The 16,676-nt window shown below is 58.3% G+C and carries 15 protein-coding genes and 1 pseudogene; 8 read left to right on the top strand and 8 right to left on the bottom strand.

Annotated elements, in window-relative coordinates; translation table 11 throughout:
- Nucleotides 1-102: 102 nt before the first annotated feature.
- Nucleotides 103-462 (top strand): nuclear transport factor 2 family protein, encoded by a 360-nt coding sequence (locus Q7T36_RS16430; protein ID WP_304851203.1) that lies wholly within the window; start codon nt 103-105, stop codon nt 460-462.
- A gap of 9 nt (nt 463-471) precedes the next feature.
- Here Q7T36_RS16430 and Q7T36_RS16425 read toward each other — a convergent pair.
- Both Q7T36_RS16425 and Q7T36_RS16420 read right to left on the bottom strand, forming a co-directional pair.
- Nucleotides 472-1,077, bottom strand: a pseudogene (locus Q7T36_RS16425) (cytochrome P450); the annotation flags it as partial.
- Between the two features lie 15 nt (nt 1,078-1,092).
- The gene (locus tag Q7T36_RS16420) at nt 1,093-1,791 is read right to left on the bottom strand and encodes a cytochrome P450 (protein WP_304851200.1); all 699 of its coding nucleotides are present in this window, start codon (nt 1,789-1,791) and stop codon (nt 1,093-1,095) included.
- A 229-nt stretch (nt 1,792-2,020) separates the two neighbouring features.
- Here Q7T36_RS16420 and Q7T36_RS16415 point away from each other — a divergent pair, with 229 nt between their 5' ends.
- On the top strand, nt 2,021-4,522 hold the full coding sequence (locus tag Q7T36_RS16415) for an EAL domain-containing protein (protein WP_304851196.1): 2,502 nt from the start codon (nt 2,021-2,023) through the stop codon (nt 4,520-4,522).
- A 3-nt stretch (nt 4,523-4,525) separates the two neighbouring features.
- Here Q7T36_RS16415 and Q7T36_RS16410 read toward each other — a convergent pair whose 3' ends face one another.
- Both Q7T36_RS16410 and Q7T36_RS16405 read right to left on the bottom strand, forming a co-directional pair.
- Nucleotides 4,526-5,074, bottom strand: coding sequence for a YaeQ family protein (locus Q7T36_RS16410; RefSeq protein WP_304851192.1), 549 nt, complete (start codon nt 5,072-5,074; stop codon nt 4,526-4,528).
- A gap of 35 nt (nt 5,075-5,109) precedes the next feature.
- On the bottom strand, nt 5,110-5,310 hold the full coding sequence (locus Q7T36_RS16405; protein WP_304851189.1) for a hypothetical protein: 201 nt from the start codon (nt 5,308-5,310) through the stop codon (nt 5,110-5,112).
- On the opposite strand from Q7T36_RS16405, the gene Q7T36_RS16400 reads away from it, so the two are divergent.
- From Q7T36_RS16400 to Q7T36_RS16385, 4 genes are all read left to right on the top strand, one after another.
- On the top strand, nt 5,309-5,902 hold the full coding sequence (locus Q7T36_RS16400) for a hypothetical protein (protein WP_304851186.1): 594 nt from the start codon (nt 5,309-5,311) through the stop codon (nt 5,900-5,902). The two genes, Q7T36_RS16405 and Q7T36_RS16400, sit on opposite strands and share 2 nt — an antisense overlap.
- A gap of 239 nt (nt 5,903-6,141) precedes the next feature.
- The gene (locus tag Q7T36_RS16395; RefSeq protein ID WP_304851183.1) at nt 6,142-6,855 is read left to right on the top strand and encodes a hypothetical protein; all 714 of its coding nucleotides are present in this window, start codon (nt 6,142-6,144) and stop codon (nt 6,853-6,855) included.
- A gap of 112 nt (nt 6,856-6,967) precedes the next feature.
- Nucleotides 6,968-7,159 (top strand): hypothetical protein, encoded by a 192-nt coding sequence (locus Q7T36_RS16390; RefSeq protein ID WP_304851180.1) that lies wholly within the window; start codon nt 6,968-6,970, stop codon nt 7,157-7,159.
- Nucleotides 7,156-7,362, top strand: a complete 207-nt coding sequence (locus Q7T36_RS16385) for a hypothetical protein (RefSeq protein WP_304851176.1) — start codon at nt 7,156-7,158, stop codon at nt 7,360-7,362. The genes Q7T36_RS16390 and Q7T36_RS16385 overlap by 4 nt, the downstream gene beginning before the upstream one ends.
- Before the next feature lie 424 nt (nt 7,363-7,786).
- Here Q7T36_RS16385 and Q7T36_RS16380 read toward each other — a convergent pair whose 3' ends face one another.
- Nucleotides 7,787-9,160, bottom strand: a complete 1,374-nt coding sequence (locus Q7T36_RS16380) for a multicopper oxidase family protein (RefSeq protein WP_304851173.1) — start codon at nt 9,158-9,160, stop codon at nt 7,787-7,789.
- Nucleotides 9,157-10,476: a TolC family protein gene (locus tag Q7T36_RS16375; protein ID WP_304851171.1), complete on the bottom strand. Its 1,320-nt coding sequence runs from the start codon at nt 10,474-10,476 to the stop codon at nt 9,157-9,159. Before Q7T36_RS16375 ends, Q7T36_RS16380 begins: the two co-directional genes overlap by 4 nt.
- Nucleotides 10,477-10,805: 329 nt before the next feature.
- Here Q7T36_RS16375 and pnuC point away from each other — a divergent pair, with 329 nt between their 5' ends.
- On the top strand, nt 10,806-11,441 hold the full coding sequence (pnuC, locus tag Q7T36_RS16370) for a nicotinamide riboside transporter PnuC (protein ID WP_304851168.1): 636 nt from the start codon (nt 10,806-10,808) through the stop codon (nt 11,439-11,441).
- On the top strand, nt 11,438-12,559 hold the full coding sequence (locus Q7T36_RS16365) for an AAA family ATPase (RefSeq protein WP_304851165.1): 1,122 nt from the start codon (nt 11,438-11,440) through the stop codon (nt 12,557-12,559). The genes pnuC and Q7T36_RS16365 overlap by 4 nt, the downstream gene beginning before the upstream one ends.
- A 596-nt stretch (nt 12,560-13,155) precedes the next feature.
- On the opposite strand, the gene gyrB is transcribed toward Q7T36_RS16365, so the two are convergent.
- Nucleotides 13,156-15,582 (bottom strand): DNA topoisomerase (ATP-hydrolyzing) subunit B, encoded by a 2,427-nt coding sequence (gene gyrB / locus Q7T36_RS16360; protein ID WP_304851162.1) that lies wholly within the window; start codon nt 15,580-15,582, stop codon nt 13,156-13,158.
- On the bottom strand, nt 15,579-16,676 hold the full coding sequence (gene recF / locus Q7T36_RS16355) for a DNA replication/repair protein RecF (protein WP_304851159.1): 1,098 nt from the start codon (nt 16,674-16,676) through the stop codon (nt 15,579-15,581). Before recF ends, gyrB begins: the two co-directional genes overlap by 4 nt.

Raw genomic sequence — 16,676 nt, 5'->3', positions numbered from 1 at the left:
CAACCCTTCAGGGGGATTGAGCCGGATGCCTTCCGGGGCGATACTGCCTGAATGATGCGTTTCCCCGCCCGGATTCTGTCTGGCGGGTACTCCGGAGGTCCCATGTCAGAACTTGCAGCCATCGAGTCCCAGATCAACGCCTATTTCAAGGGACTGCACGAAGGCAATATCGACCTGATCCAGAAAGTCTTCCTGCCCACGGCGGAGATTTTCGGCTACTACGAAGGCGACAAGGTCACCATCAAGCTGCACGAATACCTCAACATCCTCAAGCACATGTCGCCGCCCATCATGCTGGATGAAGACTACGACATGCGCATCGACGGCATCGACCAGATCGGGCAGATCGCCTGCGTCCGCACCCGCTACCTGTTCCAGGCCCTGCGCTATACCGAATATCTGGCGATGATGAAAATCGACGATGAGTGGCGGATCGTCAACAAGACCTTCCACCACGACTGAGCCGCCTGCCTACAACGGCGTCAGCAACAGCGGCAACCCGTCCGCCGACTCCGGCACCGGCACGTACTTGGTCTTCATCACGTAATCGGGATCGGGCAGCGCCAAGCGGTAACGACGCAACAGGTTGAAGAAAAACACCTTCAGCTGCATTTCCGCCAGATGCATGCCGATGCACTTGTGTGCGCCGCCGCCAAAGGGCATGTACAGATGGCGGTGCTGCCGGTGCTCCTTGCGCTCTGCCGCAAAACGGTCGGGATCAAAATGCTCCGGCTGCTCCCAGAATTCCGGCATCACATGCACGAATGAGGGGCTGATGAACACCATCGCCCCGGCCGGAATGGTATGCCCCTTGTAGTCCACATCGCGGATTGCCTTGCGCGGCATGGTGTGCGAGGAACCCCACAAACGCAGGCACTCCTGGAACACCTGCGAGGTATAGCTCATCGCCTCCAGGTCCTCATAGGCGGGTGTCTCTTTGCCGAAGGACACCATTTCCGCCCGCACCCGCTCCTGCACCAACGGGTATTTCGCCAGCGCATAGGCCATGGCAACAATGGCGCTGGTGGTGGTTTCGTGCGCGGCGCTCATCAGCCCCAGCATGTGCTTGACGATCTGGTCGTCACTGAACTGCTAACCGTCTTCCGAACGGGCAAAACACAAATGGCTGAACAGGTCCTTGCCCGGATCGGCCCGCTTGCCGGGAATCTTCTCACGCAGCATCTGCCGCAGCAGCAGCGAACTGCGCACCGCCTTCCAGTATTTGGTGCCCGGAATCAGCAGCCGGATCAGCGCCACCGTGCCCGCCGCCGCTTGGGTGTAATGGTTGATCAACCGCGCCGCCTCGTCACCCTGGCTTTCACCCATGAACAGCAAGGCCGCCTGGTTGAACAGCAGCAGCTTCACCTGCGGCGCGAAACGGAAGGGTGTAGTCACGGTCCAGCCGGCAATGGCGTCGGCCGCGCTCTGCTGCAACAGGCTCAGGTAATCCAGCATTGCGTCCTTCTTGAAGGCCGACTGCATGATGCGTCGCTGGTGAGCATGCTCCTCAAAATCGAACAGCCCCAGCGCGTCGGGGAAGGTGTCCTTGAGAAAGGGCTCGTAGGCCGCGCGTGAGGAAAAAACCTTGTCACGGTCCATGGTCAGGAATTCGTTGGCGTCCGGCCCCAGCAGCAGCACCCCCTTGTTGCCGGCAATGTTGATGCGCGACACCTCGCCATAACGGCGATATCGGTCGGCCGCCATGGCGCGGGGATTCTTGACGAAGGCCAGCGTGTGACCGATCAGGGGGAAGCCGTTGTCGCCGGGAAAGCGGCTCAGGTCTGGTTTCATGACAGCGTCTCAGGACAGGTTGTTGTAATTGTCACGGCAACGGCAGGCGAGTGCACCCGGATTGTCTGTCAGAGAAATACTGTTTTTTCCGTCGGGGCGCAAACAGCAAACACCACGCCCGGACAAGCGGCATCCCGGCGCGGCTGAGGGGAAGGGAAGATAGCTTCGCCAATCCCCAGATTTTTTTGTGCTATTGTTTAGCGTAGAGACAGTCAGCTTCCAATAAGCCATGAATTACAAGAATTTTGTCCCGCATCAGGAGGATGCCCGCTTCCGCGACATTTTTGAAACCGTCAACAATGTTGCCGTACAGGGCTATGACCGTCATCGCCGGGTCATCTACTGGAACCCCGCCAGCACGGCGCTCTATGGCTATACCCGCGAGGAAGCCCTGGGCCGCACCCTGGAAGAACTGATCATTCCCCCGGAAATGCGGGATCTCGTCGTCACCGATGTGCAGCGCTGGATGGAACAGGGCATTCCCATACCCGCCGGGGAGCTGGTGCTGCGCAAGAAGGACGGCAGCCCGGCCTGGGTCTATTCCAGCCACACCATGCAGCCCAATGCCGACGGCCACCCGGAAATGTACTGCCTGGACGTGGACATCTCCGAACGCAAGCTGGCCGAGCAGCGCCTGCAGGAAAGCCACGCCGAACTGGACGCCACCCTGCAGGCCATTCCCGACCTGCTGTTCGAACTGGATGCCGAGGGCCGTTACCTCAACGTCTGGGCTCGGGACCCGGCGCAACTGTCCGCCAAGCGGCATGCCCTGCTCGGCCGCACCGTGTCCGAGATGCTGCCGCCGACGGCGGCCCGCATTGTGCTGGCGGCGCTGCGCGAAGCAGACGTCGACGCCGCCGGACAATCGCATGGCCATATCATGCCGTTGTCATTGCCGCACGGCGAATGCTGGTTTGAACTCTCCACCTCGGTCAAGGCGGCCGTCAGCGGCAAACCCCGCAGTTACATCATGCTCTCGCGGGACATCACCGCCCGCAAACAGGCCGAGGAACATGTGCGGCTGGCTGCCAGCGTCTTCGCCTGCAGCCAGGAAGGCATCATGATCACCGACGGCGGGCGACGCATTGTCGATGTCAATCCGGCCTTCAGCCGCATCACCGGTTATGAGCGTCACGAGGTCATCGGGCAGACCCCGAAAATCCTGTCATCCGGTTTGCACTCCCCTGAATTTTTCGGGCAACTGCGCAAAACGCTGGACGAAGCAGGCAACTGGCACGGCGAATTGTGGAACAAGCGCAAATCCGGGGAAATCTATCCCGAACGCATCGCCATCGACGCCCTGCGCGATGACCAAGGCGGCATCAGTCATTATGTCGCCGTCTTTTCGGACATCAGCCATCTCAAGGCGCACGAGGCCGAGCTGGACCGCATTGCCCATTACGACGCCCTCACCGGCCTGCCCAACCGCCGCTTGCTGGCCGACCGCCTGGCATTGGCCATTGCCCGCAGCAAACGCAGCGGCCGCCATCTGGCGGTCTGCTATCTCGACCTCGACGGTTTCAAGCCGGTCAACGATACTTGGGGCCATGCCGCCGGTGACCAGTTGCTGGTACAGATTACCCGCCAGTTGCTGAGTGTTCTGCGCGGCGACGACACGGTGGCGAGGCTGGGCGGTGACGAGTTTGTCCTGCTGCTGAATGACCTCAGCAACGCCGAAGAATGCCAGATGGTGCTGGAACGGGTGCTGGCGGTGATTGCCGAACCACAGCCCGTGGGAACGGCCAGCATCACGGTTTCGGCCAGCATTGGCGTGGCGCTTTTTTCGCAGCAGGACGACACCGATGCCGACACCTTGCTGCGCCATGCCGATCAGGCCATGTACCGCGCCAAGGAATCGGGCAAGAACCGCTTCCACCTCTTCGACTCGGAACAGGACAAACGGCTGCGCGCCTACTGGGACGTGGTGGCGAGGGCCTCGGCTGGCCTGGCGGCGGGCGAATTCCGTCTCTACTATCAGCCCAAGGTGGACATGCGGCGCGGCGTTGTCATCGGCTCCGAAGCACTGATCCGCTGGCAGCACCCGGAAAAAGGCCTGCTGGCGCCCGGCCTGTTCCTGCCCATGATCGAAAACTCCGAGCTGGCGCTGCCGCTGGGGGAATGGGTGATGCACGAGGCGTTCCGCCAATGTGCAACGTGGGCGCGGCAGGGGCTGGAACTGCCGGTCAGCATCAATGTCTTCAGCGAGCAACTGCAACAGGACGGCTTTGTGCCCCGCCTGAAAGCGCTGTTGGCGGAATTCCCGGAAATCCGGCCGGAATGGATAGAGCTGGAGATTCTGGAAACCACGGCCATGGAAAACATCGAGCATGTGTCCGGCGTCATCGAAACCTGCTCACAACTGGGCGTCAGCTTTGCGCTGGACGACTTCGGCACCGGCTATTCCTCACTCACCTACTTCCGCCGCCTGCCAACACGGGTGCTGAAGATCGACCAGTCCTTCGTGCGTGACATGATGAAAGATCCTGACGACCTGGCGATTGTGGAAGCGGTGGTGGGGCTGGCGCGTACTTTCCGGCGCAAGGTGATTGCGGAAGGGGTGGAAACCATTGAACACGGCACGGCGCTGCTGAAGCTGGGCTGCGACCTGGCGCAGGGCTACGGTATCGCCCGCCCCATGCCCGCCGACGCCATCCCCGGCTGGGTGCGGGACTGGCAGGCTCCCGCCGACTGGACCGAACTGGCCGACAAAGGCTGGATCTACAGCCTGTAAGCGTCAGGCCGCCGGTTTTTTCCAGTACACCGGCGTCACCTCAACGGTGCGGTCACCGGCGGACACCCAGAGCTGGCCGTGATCGACGGTGCATTGCAGCTGCATGGTGCGCTCCACCAGCGCCCCCAAGGCTTCCGACTCGGCCAGGGAACAATTGATGACGGTCAGGTTATCGAAACGGGTCAGGGTGTCAGCGTTTTTCTTCCACCAGATGTCGGCCGCGCTGCCGCCATAGGTCAGCAATACCACCTGCTGCGCCCGGTGACAGGCCTTGCGGATGCGTTTTTCATCGGGCTGGCCCAGATCAATCCACAGTTCCACTTCGTTGCGCAAGTTCAGGCGCCACAGGTCCGGCTCGTCCTCGCTGCTGAGGCCCTTGCCGAACTCCAGGTGCTCATCGGCATATAAGGTGAAGGCCAGCAGGCGCAGCATCATGCGCAGGTCAGTTTCAGAGGGGTGTCGGGCCAGGGTCAGGTTGAAACTGGCGAAATACGACCGGTCCAGATCACTGACGTGCAGTTCCGCCTTGAAAATAGTCGATTTCAGCGCCATGAGCAGCACCTGGGGTTGGTCAACGGGAGCGCATCTTACCACCCCCGCCGCCCGGCGCTGCCGCTCGTCTGCAAATTCCGGTCGTTGGGGAAGAAAGGCTGCTCAAGGCCGCCCGAATTGTTGGCTTCCCGTTTGTTTTTGGCGGGAATTGTCGTATAAAAGCTGTGACCTGCGACACGTTTGCCGGCATCCACAACAACAAGACCGACTTCTAAATCAACAAGGCTGAATGCCATGGCCCTGCGGCACTTCCTCTACGGGGATCGCGAACCGACGCCGATCCACCAGATCATCACCGGCATCATTCTGGTTGCGTTCATATTGGCCATATACGGCCTGCAGGCGGAATTCATTCCGGATCACGGCTGGACCCAGGGCGGCGGTTTTTTTGCCTTGAGCCTGCTGGTTATCCTGGTCATCGGGGCCAAGGCCATTGAAGACCGAGACGGCTCCCAGCGTTTTTATGTCAGCTCCGACAGTGCCTTTGAAACCTTGCTGGCAGGGGGCATCCGGTCTGTTTTTTACCTGACCGTGCTGTGGCTGGCTTTTGTGCATGGCTTTGCCGCGCTTTATACCGGCACGTTCGGCCGCCCCTATCAGGCTGAAATGGAAGTCAGCAAACAACGTTCTGAATTTGCCGCCGGTTGTGACTATCAGGTGACTGCACCGGACGTGGTGTCGGGAGCAACATTCTACCTCTGCATTTCCCGGGACCAGTTTTTCCGCTGGCCGGACAAATTGCGGGTCCGGGTGGAGGGACAAACATCCGTACTAGGCAAGACCGTCAACCAGCTGCAACAGATCAGGGCACAGGAACCCGGCTCCTGAGGCCGGGGTTCACACATCAAACCTCGTCCGCTGCCGGATCACCGCCAGGCTGTCTTCCACCCTCAGCTACCCGTTACGGTATACCGTCGGTAATAGATTGCAGCGGTTTGTCAGCACCTCTTCACCCACCGTTTCATAGGCGCTGTCGGTATTGAGGAGCAGGTTAATGACGTAATCACCCTGCATTGTTGGCAGAATAGCGCTTGCAGAAATCTGTCCCATTTTTTTCAGGAGCCTTCATGAAAGCCAGATTGTTCGCATCGCTGTTGCTAATGGGCGCACTGTTGCCACTGTCCCTGCCGGCATCTGCAGATGAAGAGGATGACCTGGATGCCTTGCAACAAAAGCTGACCAACGAATGGTATTTAGTGAAGAATGACCGTCGGCACAACATCAAGACCTGGGTGAAGCAGGAGGATGGCAAACGCTACCGTTCCTTCAAGGTAGAGGCGGTGCTGCAAGGCTCCATGGAGTCCTCTATCCGTATCCTGCTGGATTTCGGCAATTACCAGAAATGGTACTGGGAGGTCATCGACTCCCGGCTGATCCGCAAATCTTCCGCCACCGATTACTATGTCTATCTCAAGCATCGCGCGCCTCACGGCTTGCCCGACCGGGATGCTCCCGTATTGATGCGTTTCGAGCCGCAAACTCCGGATAACCGCTCCCTGAGCCTGCGGGTCAAGGCCATTCCGGACATGATGCCGGACACCCCCCGCTATATCCGGATGCAGGCCGAGGACATGTATGTGCGGCTGACCCCGACTCCGGAAAAGACAGTCATCATTCAGGCTGAAGGCTATGTGGATCCCGGCGGCCGGGTGCCGGGCTGGGCCATCAACTATATCCAGCGTTCGGCTCCCTACGCCATCGTCGTGGGCCTGCAACGCATGATGCGGCTGAAAGGGGAGCATCGTGAACGCAGCCCCTTGCCGTTCAGGGTGTACGAGTAGGGTATCTGGTAAAATGCCACCCTGAATCCATGCGAAAAAAACCATGACCTCCGCCAGCCAGACTGAAGCCTGATTTCTCGCCGCCTATGATCCGCGCAGCTGGTCCATCACCGTGCTCTATTTTGCGCTGAGCCCTTTTGCTGATCCGCCCACCGACAACGACGCCCGCTGGTTCAGCCTCGACGACGCGCTGGCGCTCAACCTTGCCTTCGACCATTCCGAATTATTGCCAAGAGTCGTGGAACGCTTGCGCAGCAAGGTGTTGTACACTGTGATGCTGGCACAACTGATTGCTTCACATTGAGTACATTGCAACGCGCTTACGAAAGTGTCCTGGGGCGGGAACTGGAAAAGAAAGCCTTCCGGCGGCGACTGGAAATAGCCGGGGTTCTGGATGCCACCGGGGACAGCACCCAGGAAGGCGCGGGACGTCCTGCTGCGTTTTACCGGCTGAAGCCGGAATGCGCTTCCTTCAATTTCTACCGGCAGCTGGGTCATCCGGGCTGATCCAGGACAAGTCCGGTTGCAAAAGCCGGTTTTTTTGGAGAATAGCCGGAATTCCGCCACAATCATGCCGCGCCTCACCAAAACGACCAAAAAACACCCATGATGTAATTTATATTACAGTTACGTATTACGTAAAATATTCTTGAAAAACGTGCCAGACCCGGGTCCGCAGGCAACGGCCCCAGCCTGAATCCTGATCCGTCAAATCAAAAAATCCAGACAAAACAAGCGATTGGAAAACACGCAGGCGGACTTCTGTCCCAATGATTTCTCCTATAACCCAAAAAGTGATTAATTTTTATTCGAAAATGGCATTCCCGCGTAGCGGGAATGAGGTGCAGACTGGATTTGCGGGGATTTTGCGGTAATGGCGGGAAGGTAAGAATTACTCAGGCATGGTGGCACCATGCCCGTATCAGGAGCATCAGTGCTGATGCCCGCCCGGTTTGCGCACCTGTAAAGCCGGTGTCGGACTCTCCGGCATGGCGGGTGCTGCGGACTGAGGCTCCGGAATCCCGGCCTCATCCGCCAGCAGCCACGCCACGGTGCCTGCCGGAGCCGCATACCAGCCTGGATCGGCATAATCTCCGGGCTTGAGGTCATCACGCACCTTCAGCACCGTAAACATGCCGCCCATTTCCAGCGCCCCGTGGGGGCCCTCCCCCGCCATCATCGGCAAGGTGTTTTCGGGCAGGGGCATCGGCATTTCACTCATTTCCGCCATGCCGGTTTCACCCATCGACATGTAATCGGGAACCAGTTTAGCAATCCTGTCGGCAATGCCTTCCTGCGATACGCCCAAGGTGCTGCGGATGCCATGCCCCATGGCGTTCATGGTGTGGTGCGACTTGTGGCAATGCAGCGCCCAGTCCCCGGCCGTCGCCACGAATTCAATGACCCGCATCTGGCCCACCGCCACATCCACCACCACTTCCGGCCAGCGCGCCGACTTCGGCACCCAACCGCCATCCGTGGCCGTCACTTCCAGGATATGCCCGTGAAGATGGATCGGATGGTTGGTCATGGTGAGGTTGCCGACTCGGATACGCACCCGTTCGCCGCTGCGCGCCACCAGCGGGTCGATGCCCGGAAACACCCGCGAGTTGAAGGTCCAGAGGTTGAATTCCGTCATGGTGGAGGCACGCGGCACTGAACTGCCGGGATCAATATCGTAGGCGTTCAGCAGAAACATATAGTCCCGGTCCACCGGCATGAAACGGGGATTCTTCGGATGCACGACTATGGAACCCATCATGCCCATGGCAATCTGCAGCATTTCATCGGCATGGGGGTGATACATGAAGGTGCCGGATTGCCGCATTACAAACTCATAGACAAAGGTTTCTCCGGGCTTGATTTGCGGCTGCGACAGGCCGCCAACACCGTCCATGCCGGAAGGTAACAGTATGCCGTGCCAGTGGATGGTCGTGTGTTCCGGCAAGCGGTTCGTGACAAAAATCCGCACCCGGTCTCCTTCCACGCACTCCAGCGTCGGTCCCGGGCTTTGACCGTTATAACCCCATAACCGGGCCGTCATGCCGGGGGCGATTTCCCGCTCCACCGGCTCTGCCACCAGATGGAACTCCTTGGCGCCATCCTTCATCCTCCATGGCAAAGTCCATCCGTTCAGCGTGACCACCGGGCGATAGGGCAGATGCCCGGAAACCGGATTGGCCTGCGCGGCGGCATCGTGGCGACGGGTGGGCGCCGGAATCTGATCGGCCTTGCTGCGGGATACCAGCCCCGCACCCAGCAGGGCGGCGCCCATGCCGCCCAGTAAACGGCGTCGTGAAGTCATGGCTGTTCTCCGGCAGGCAGGGGGGCTGTTTTGACATGAGTGAACACGGCGGCGGACTTCCAGTAGCGTTCCTGGGCGTCCAAACCGTCATTGAGGGTCCGGATTTGTTCGCGGATCTGGGTCAGCACCGTGAAAGTGTCCGCCAGCATCCCGTTATAGCGTAGCAGTACCTCGTCGAGCAGGTGCTTCTGCAAGGGAATCAATTCGTCCCGGTAAATACGGGCCGCCGCCCAGCCGGATTCGATATCCGCCTTTGCCGACCGGTATTCACTGTGGGCGCTCAACGCCGTCTGTGCCGCTTCTTCCAGTACCTGCCGGTATTGCAATTCTGCATTCCTGACGCGGGTACGGCCAAAATCAAACAGTGGCAACTCCAGCCGGATTTCCGCCCCCCGCTGCTCCGGCTGCCCGTCGGCACGGTTGGACTTCAGCCCCAACTCCATGACATTCACAAACCGGGTGGCCTTGCCCAGTTTCAGGTTGGAAACAAGCGCCAAGGTATCGGCGCGCGCCGCCAGTATGTCAAGCCGCTCCGCCGTGAGGTCCGTCGGTAATTCGGAAGGAATGGCGGCTTCCGGCAAGGCGGGCAACTGCGTCGGCAGCGTCAGCCCTGATGGGTCAGCCACCCCCATCACCAGCGCCAGCTTTTCCCTGACCAATCGCGCTTGCTGCCGGCTTCGCTCCTTCATCAGCCCGGATTCGAGCCAGAAGGCCGTTTCCCGGCCCGAATCCAGCTGACTCAGGCTTCCTGCTGATTTCATGCGCAACGCCAATTCATGGGCCGCCTGTGCCGTTTCAGCCACATCTCCGGCATACCGCGCCCGCTGTTCGGCGGCTACTGCCTCAGTCCAGGCCAGCCTCACCTTCAGCACCTGCTGCATCAGACTGATTCGCGACTGCAAACGGCTGCGCTCCAGCTGCCGGTCAGACAGCTTCATCCGCGCCGGCAAGGACAGCACTCCCAACAGGTCAAAACTGATGGCGCGTTCAGTCTCGGTTTCCCCGCCGCGCTTCAGGCGGGCCAGGGTCAGGCCGGGATTGGCCAGACGTCCTTGCTGCCGGATCTCGCCCTGCTCACGGATCTCGGCAGCCAGAAGCGCCTGCATCTGCGGGCTGTGCTGCAACATCCAGTCGACAGCGGCATCCTGACTTAATGCAACGGATGAAAGACTCGCCGTTGAAGACTGCGCGGTATTCCCGGCAGCTTGCTGTTGCGGCGACAGGCTGGTGCAGCTGGTCGACACCGCCACGGTCAAGGCAAGCAAGGTCCACTTCAAGCCTTGATCCGGCATCCGTTGAATTAATGGCATTGTCATGATTTGTTGCCTGTAACAGGGTATGGCTGATTGTTTGCCGGTTTCCGCCTGGACTCAAGAGCAATATCGCTGCCATTTCTTAATATTCCACGTGGAACATGTAGTCACCCCCACCCATACTCGGCTTGCTGATTTCAACCTGATGTTCCACGTGGAACATTCATCCAAATGATCGACCCGCTGTCACTGTGCAGAGTAACTGGGAAGAAAACGGGATCGTGTATTACTATCGACGTTCCGATAACTTAGAACAAAACAGGATGCTGACCTAGCATACCTAACGGAAACCAACTACCCCCTCACCCAATAGACGGAAATTGAAGGCCCCCATGAATGACCTGCTGCTCTGGCTTAACCAGTCCGTCGAAATTTTTCCCGGTACCCGGCTGAGCGGGAGTGAGATCGCCGGCTTCGCCACCGGTTTGTGGTGTGTCTGGCTGACCCTGCGCAAAAGCATCTGGAATTTTCCAGTCGGAATCGCCAACTGCACACTATTGCTGTGGCTGTTCTGGGAAAGCAGGTTGTTTGCCGATGCCGGATTGCAGATCATGTTTATCGTGCTGGGTGCGCTTGGCTGGCATCAGTGGTTGCAAGGTAAAACCGGACCGGAGTTACCGGTAGGAACATTGAGCCAACGGGAATGGAGGAACACCGCCATCATCACCGGTCTACTCATCCTTAGCCTGTTCAGCGTTCTGACGGTGGCCAAAGGCAGCATTCCCGTCTTCGATGCACTGATTACGGCACTGAGTCTGGTGGCGCAATGGCTGCTCAACCGGCGCAAGCTGGAGAACTGGATTTTCTGGATCGGTGTCGACCTGATTTCGGTACCGGTTTATGCCTACAAGCAGCTATACCTGATTGCCGGACTTTACGCCGTGTTCCTGCTGCTCTGTGTCCGTGGATACCGCTCATGGAAACACGATCTGGACGTCTCCAAAGAATCCGCAAAGGCAGGCCTATGATCGAATTCAATCACGGGCTGGTTATCGGCAAATTCTATCCGCCGCACGCCGGTCACCACTTCCTGATCCGCACCGCTGCCCGTCACTGCCGGCAGGTGACTGTGGTGGTCATGCCCTCCTCCGGGGAAAACATTGCGATGGAACTGCGACTGCAGTGGCTCAGAGCGGCGTTCAGGGATTTCCCACAGATCCTGTTCAACGGCATCGTGGATGACATCCCGGTCGATTATCACAATGCCGCCATCTGGGAGGCCCATGTCGGCTTGATGCACCAAGCCATCGTCGCCGCCGATCAACAACGTGGATCAACGTTACCGATTGATGCGGTCTTCAGTTCCGAAAATTACGGCGTGGAACTGGCGCGGTATTTTGATGCAGCCCCAGTGTGCCTCGATCAGGCGCGATCCGTATATCCCGTTTCCGGCACCCGAGTCCGGCAGAACCCGGCAACCTGCTGGAATTTTCTGGCTCCCGAAGTGCAGGAATGGTTGTCGGTGCGGATCATCATTGTCGGCGCTGAATCCACCGGCAAAACCACCCTGACGCAAAATCTGGCTGAACATTTCCGCCAACACCTGCCCGGATTCCAGAATACCGATTGGGTGGCGGAATACGGACGCGAATACTCCTGGGTAAAACTGGCCATGGCGAAGGCGAAGCTGCAGCCGAACGGATGGCAACCGGAATTGGGGGACCTGAAGTGGCAGAGCGCTGAATTCATGGACATCGCCCGCGAACAACAGGATCGTGAAAACCGCCAGGCGCGTCTCAGCGGACCGCTGCTGGTCGCCGATACCGATGCCTTCGCCACCGGCATCTGGCATGAGCGCTACACGGGCCAACGATCATCAGACGTGGAATCCGTGATGTCCGGAAATCATCCGCGCCGACTGTACCTGTTGACGGATGTGCACAGCGTGCCATTTGAACAGGATGGCATTCGCGATGGCGAACACATCCGCGAATGGATGCAGGAGCGTTTTAAGGCGCGTTTGCAGGATGAAGGATACCGATGGCGCCCTGTGCAGGGAAATGCGGCTTCCTGCCTCGCTCAAGCGGTCTTGGCAGTACAGGAGTATCTGGGTGAAACCTGGAATTTCACACCGCCGCTGGGATAGGTTAAAATCCGGCGATAAAACACACAATACAAAGATCGGTTGGGATATCAGCATTCAAGCGCCTTATCCCGCTGACTGAAAATACAAAAATATCCTCATTGGGAAAATTCGCCGTTCCCGGTGCGGAATGACCAACCCATTCCCCAGATCAGAATTTATCATTTCGTAAATTTCTAAATTCATTTGCAAGCACTTGCATGAATTCCGCAAATTCAAATCATGAAAATTCATAACACCATTCTTAAATTCATCAGTAACGTCTGTGTCCTTTGTTTCAGTAAATTCATCCGGCATCGTTGCCGTACCGTCTGCACGGAGTCACCGGAATGAATTTACGCCTGCAAATGCTGGCAGCAGTGGCCTTTGAGAAGAAGCAGCAGCATTCAGGCTGTTGTAAAATTTTCATGTACTGCGCAGCAAGTCCAGTCTGGTGATTCAAACCCGGAATTTTCCGGCAAGACCGCCGTTGGTCTTCGCCGAATTTACAAACTCTGCGAATTTATAAATTCATGACATCACGGGTTCCAACCAGAAAATTCAGGCAAAAAAAACCCTGGAGAATTTCCAGGGTTTCTTGAATTGCCGGATTCAGCGCCTCAAATATCGAGGTTGGCCACCAGCAGCGCATTCTGCTCAATGAATTGCCGGCGGGGTTCCACCGCATCTCCCATCAGGCAGGTAAACATCTGGTCAGCGCCGATGGCGTCCTCAATGGTCACTTTCAACATGCGGCGGTTGTTGGGATCCATGGTGGTTTCCCACAACTGCTCGGGGTTCATTTCACCCAATCCTTTATAACGCTGTATGCCGCTGCCACGACGTGATTCGGCCATCAACCATATCCATGCCTCCTTGAAGTGCGAAACGGGCAGCACGCGCTCGCCACGCTTGATGTAGGCCCCTTCTTCCAGCAGACCCAGCAACTGGGCGGTCAATTCGGCAATACGGCGATATTCCGGCGAGGCGAAGAAATCATAGCTGAGACGGTAGTTATGCGGAACGCCGTGCGCCACCACCTCGATCTGGGGAATAAAACGATGTTGCTCGGTATCAGCCATCACTTCCACCAGGAAACGCTGGCTGGGGTCGGCGGCCTTATCCAAGGCCGCCTGCAAATGACCGCACCAGACCTTAACTTCGTCTTCGTTGCTCAGGGCTTCCGTGGCCAGTACCGGCAACCCCAGCAATTGCTCCAGCATGACCTCCGGATACAGGCGGGCCATACGGCGAATCAGGTTCTGTACACGACGGTAGTCGGTCATCAGGCTGGCCAGCGCCACGCCGGACAAGGGCGGTGCTTCCGGATTCACATACAGCGCCGCATCATCCAGCGCCGTGTTGGTCAGGTAGTTTTCCAGCGCGTCATCATCTTTAACATATTGTTCCTGCTTGCCACGCTTCACCTTGTACAACGGCGGCTGGGCAATGTAGATATGTCCGCGCTCCAGCAGTTCGGGCATCTGCCGGAAAAAGAAGGTCAGCAGCAAGGTGCGGATGTGTGAACCGTCAACGTCGGCGTCGGTCATCAGGATGATCTTGTGGTAACGCAGCTTGTCCGGGTTGTATTCATCGCGACCGATGCCACAGCCCAGCGCTGTGATCAGCGTACCGACTTCGGCGGAGGACAGCATCTTGTCGAAGCGCGCCTTTTCGACGTTGAGGATCTTGCCCTTCAACGGCAGGATCGCCTGCATCTTGCGGTTGCGGCCCTGCTTGGCGGAGCCGCCGGCGGAGTCACCCTCGACGATGTACAGTTCGGACAGCGCCGGGTCTTTCTCCTGGCAATCCGCCAGCTTGCCGGGCAGACCGGCAATATCCAGCGCACCCTTGCGGCGGGTCATTTCACGGGCCTTGCGCGCGGCTTCACGGGCGCGGGCGGCGTCAATCACCTTCCCGACAATGGTCTTGCCGACGTTGGGATTCTCCAGCAGGTACTCATCCAGCTTCTCGTTCATGGTGGAAGCCACGACATTGGTCACTTCCGACGACACCAGCTTGTCCTTGGTCTGGCTGGAGAACTTCGGGTCCGGCACTTTCACCGAGACAATGGCGGTGAGGCCTTCACGCATGTCATCGCCGGTGGCGGAAACCTTTTCCTTCTTGAAGAAGCCTTCCTTCTCCATGTAGTTGTTCAGCGTGCGTGTCAGCGAGGTCCGGAAACCCTGCATGTGGGTGCCGCCATCCCGCTGGGGAATATTGTTGGTAAAGCAGTAGACGTTTTCCTGATAGGCGTCATTCCACTGCAAGGCCACTTCCACGCCAATACCGTTGGTCTCGGGTCCTTGCGGCACATTGAAATGGAACACCTTGTTCAGCGTTGTCTTGTTGGTGTTCAGATAGGCCACAAACGCGGCCAGACCGCCTTCGTAGGCAAAGATTTCTTCCTGGGCGCTGCGTTCATCCTTCAGCACGATACGCACGCCCGCATTCAGGAACGACAGTTCGCGCAAACGCTTGGCAAGGATATCAAAGGAAAAATGGATATTGGTAAATGTAACCGGGCTCGGCCAGAAATGGACTTCCGTGCCGCGGCGTTCGGTCTCCCCGATTTCACGCAAGGGATACTGGGGAACACCGTCACCATATTCCTGTTCGTAGACCCGGCCATTGCGGCGGATCACCATGCGCAGGCGGGTGGACAAGGCATTCACCACCGAAACACCGACGCCATGCAGGCCGCCCGACACCTTGTAACTGTTGTCGTCGAATTTACCGCCGGCATGCAGCACCGTCATGATGACTTCGGCTGCCGAGATGCCTTCTTCGGCATGAATATCCACCGGAATACCCCGACCGTTGTCGGTGACAGTAATGGATTCATCCGTATGGATGGTGACCGTCACTTCCGTACAATACCCGGCCAGCGCCTCATCAATGGCGTTATCCACCACCTCGAAAACCATGTGATGTAAACCGGAACCGTCATCGGTATCACCAATGTACATGCCCGGACGTTTGCGCACGGCATCCAGGCCCTTCAGGACCTTGATACTGGTGGAATCGTAATTATTGTCATCACTCATGTTGTTTCCTCGGGTGTAAAACGGGCGGGCGTTATCTGTCCCTGTTCCACGTGGAACAATCGCGCCTGCGAATCCAGCTGTTGCAACAACGGCCACAACACATCGGCCTCGACAGAGGTCATCAGTACCTGGGCCTGAAGACGGTATAACATTGCCAGCAGGCGCTGCCGCGCCCCGGCATCCAGTTCGGAGGCCAGGTCGTCCAGCAGCACCACGCAATGTCGTTCCTGTGCATGCAGGAAGGCCACCTGCGCCAGTTTCAGGGCGCAAATCAGGAGCTTCTTCTGTCCCCTCGACAACACGGCCTCCACCAGCCCCAAATCGCATTTAAGACGCAAGTCGGCGCGGTGCGGTCCCAGTTGGGTATGCCCTCGTTCCCGGTCGCGGAAGCGCGTTTCACGCCATTGCTCCGCCAGTTCCCGGTCTGCAGCGAACCCCGCATTATACTCCATTCTCAAGGCAATTTCAGGCAGTAGCGCCGGCAATACCGCGTCCAGATGTTGCCGCCAGGCCTCCACCGTACTTTGGCGCATGGCATCAATCAGCAGGGCGGTACGCGCCATCTCGGCCTCCCAGACCTGGAATTCGGCATCGTTGGCGGCAGGCTGCTTCAGCAAAGCATTACGCTGGGCCAAGGCTTTCTGATAGCGAATCCACAAGCCGTAGAAAGAATGTTCCACGTGGAACACCAACCAGTCGAGCAACTGCCGGCGGGGTCGGCTACCGCCATCCAGCAAATCCATGCCGTCAGGATGAATCAGCTGTACCGGCAGGTCGCTGGCGAATTCGGCCAGCTGGGTCACCGTGGTTCCATTGCGGCGCAATTGATGCGAGCCATCCATGAGTTTGGCAATGCCCAACGTATCAGTGGAAGACAGTTCGGCAAAAACCGTGCACGAAGGCTTGCCTTCCTGAATATAGTGACGGGCTTGCGGGGAGCGAAAGGACCGGCCGAGTCCGAGGATATGAACAGCCTCCAGCAAGGAACTCTTGCCGCTGCCGTTAAGGCCATAAAACAGGTTCAGCCGCGCCAGAGACAGAGTGCCCGCTTGCAAATTGCGGACGCCATGAAAATCCAGGCGGCTGATGACCAT

The sequence above is a fragment of the Fluviicoccus sp. genome (assembly GCF_030646115.1).
Classification (GTDB): domain Bacteria; phylum Pseudomonadota; class Gammaproteobacteria; order Pseudomonadales; family Moraxellaceae; genus Fluviicoccus.
The sequence above is the reverse complement of the archived record's forward strand: the minus strand, read 5'-3'. Positions and strand labels throughout refer to the sequence as shown.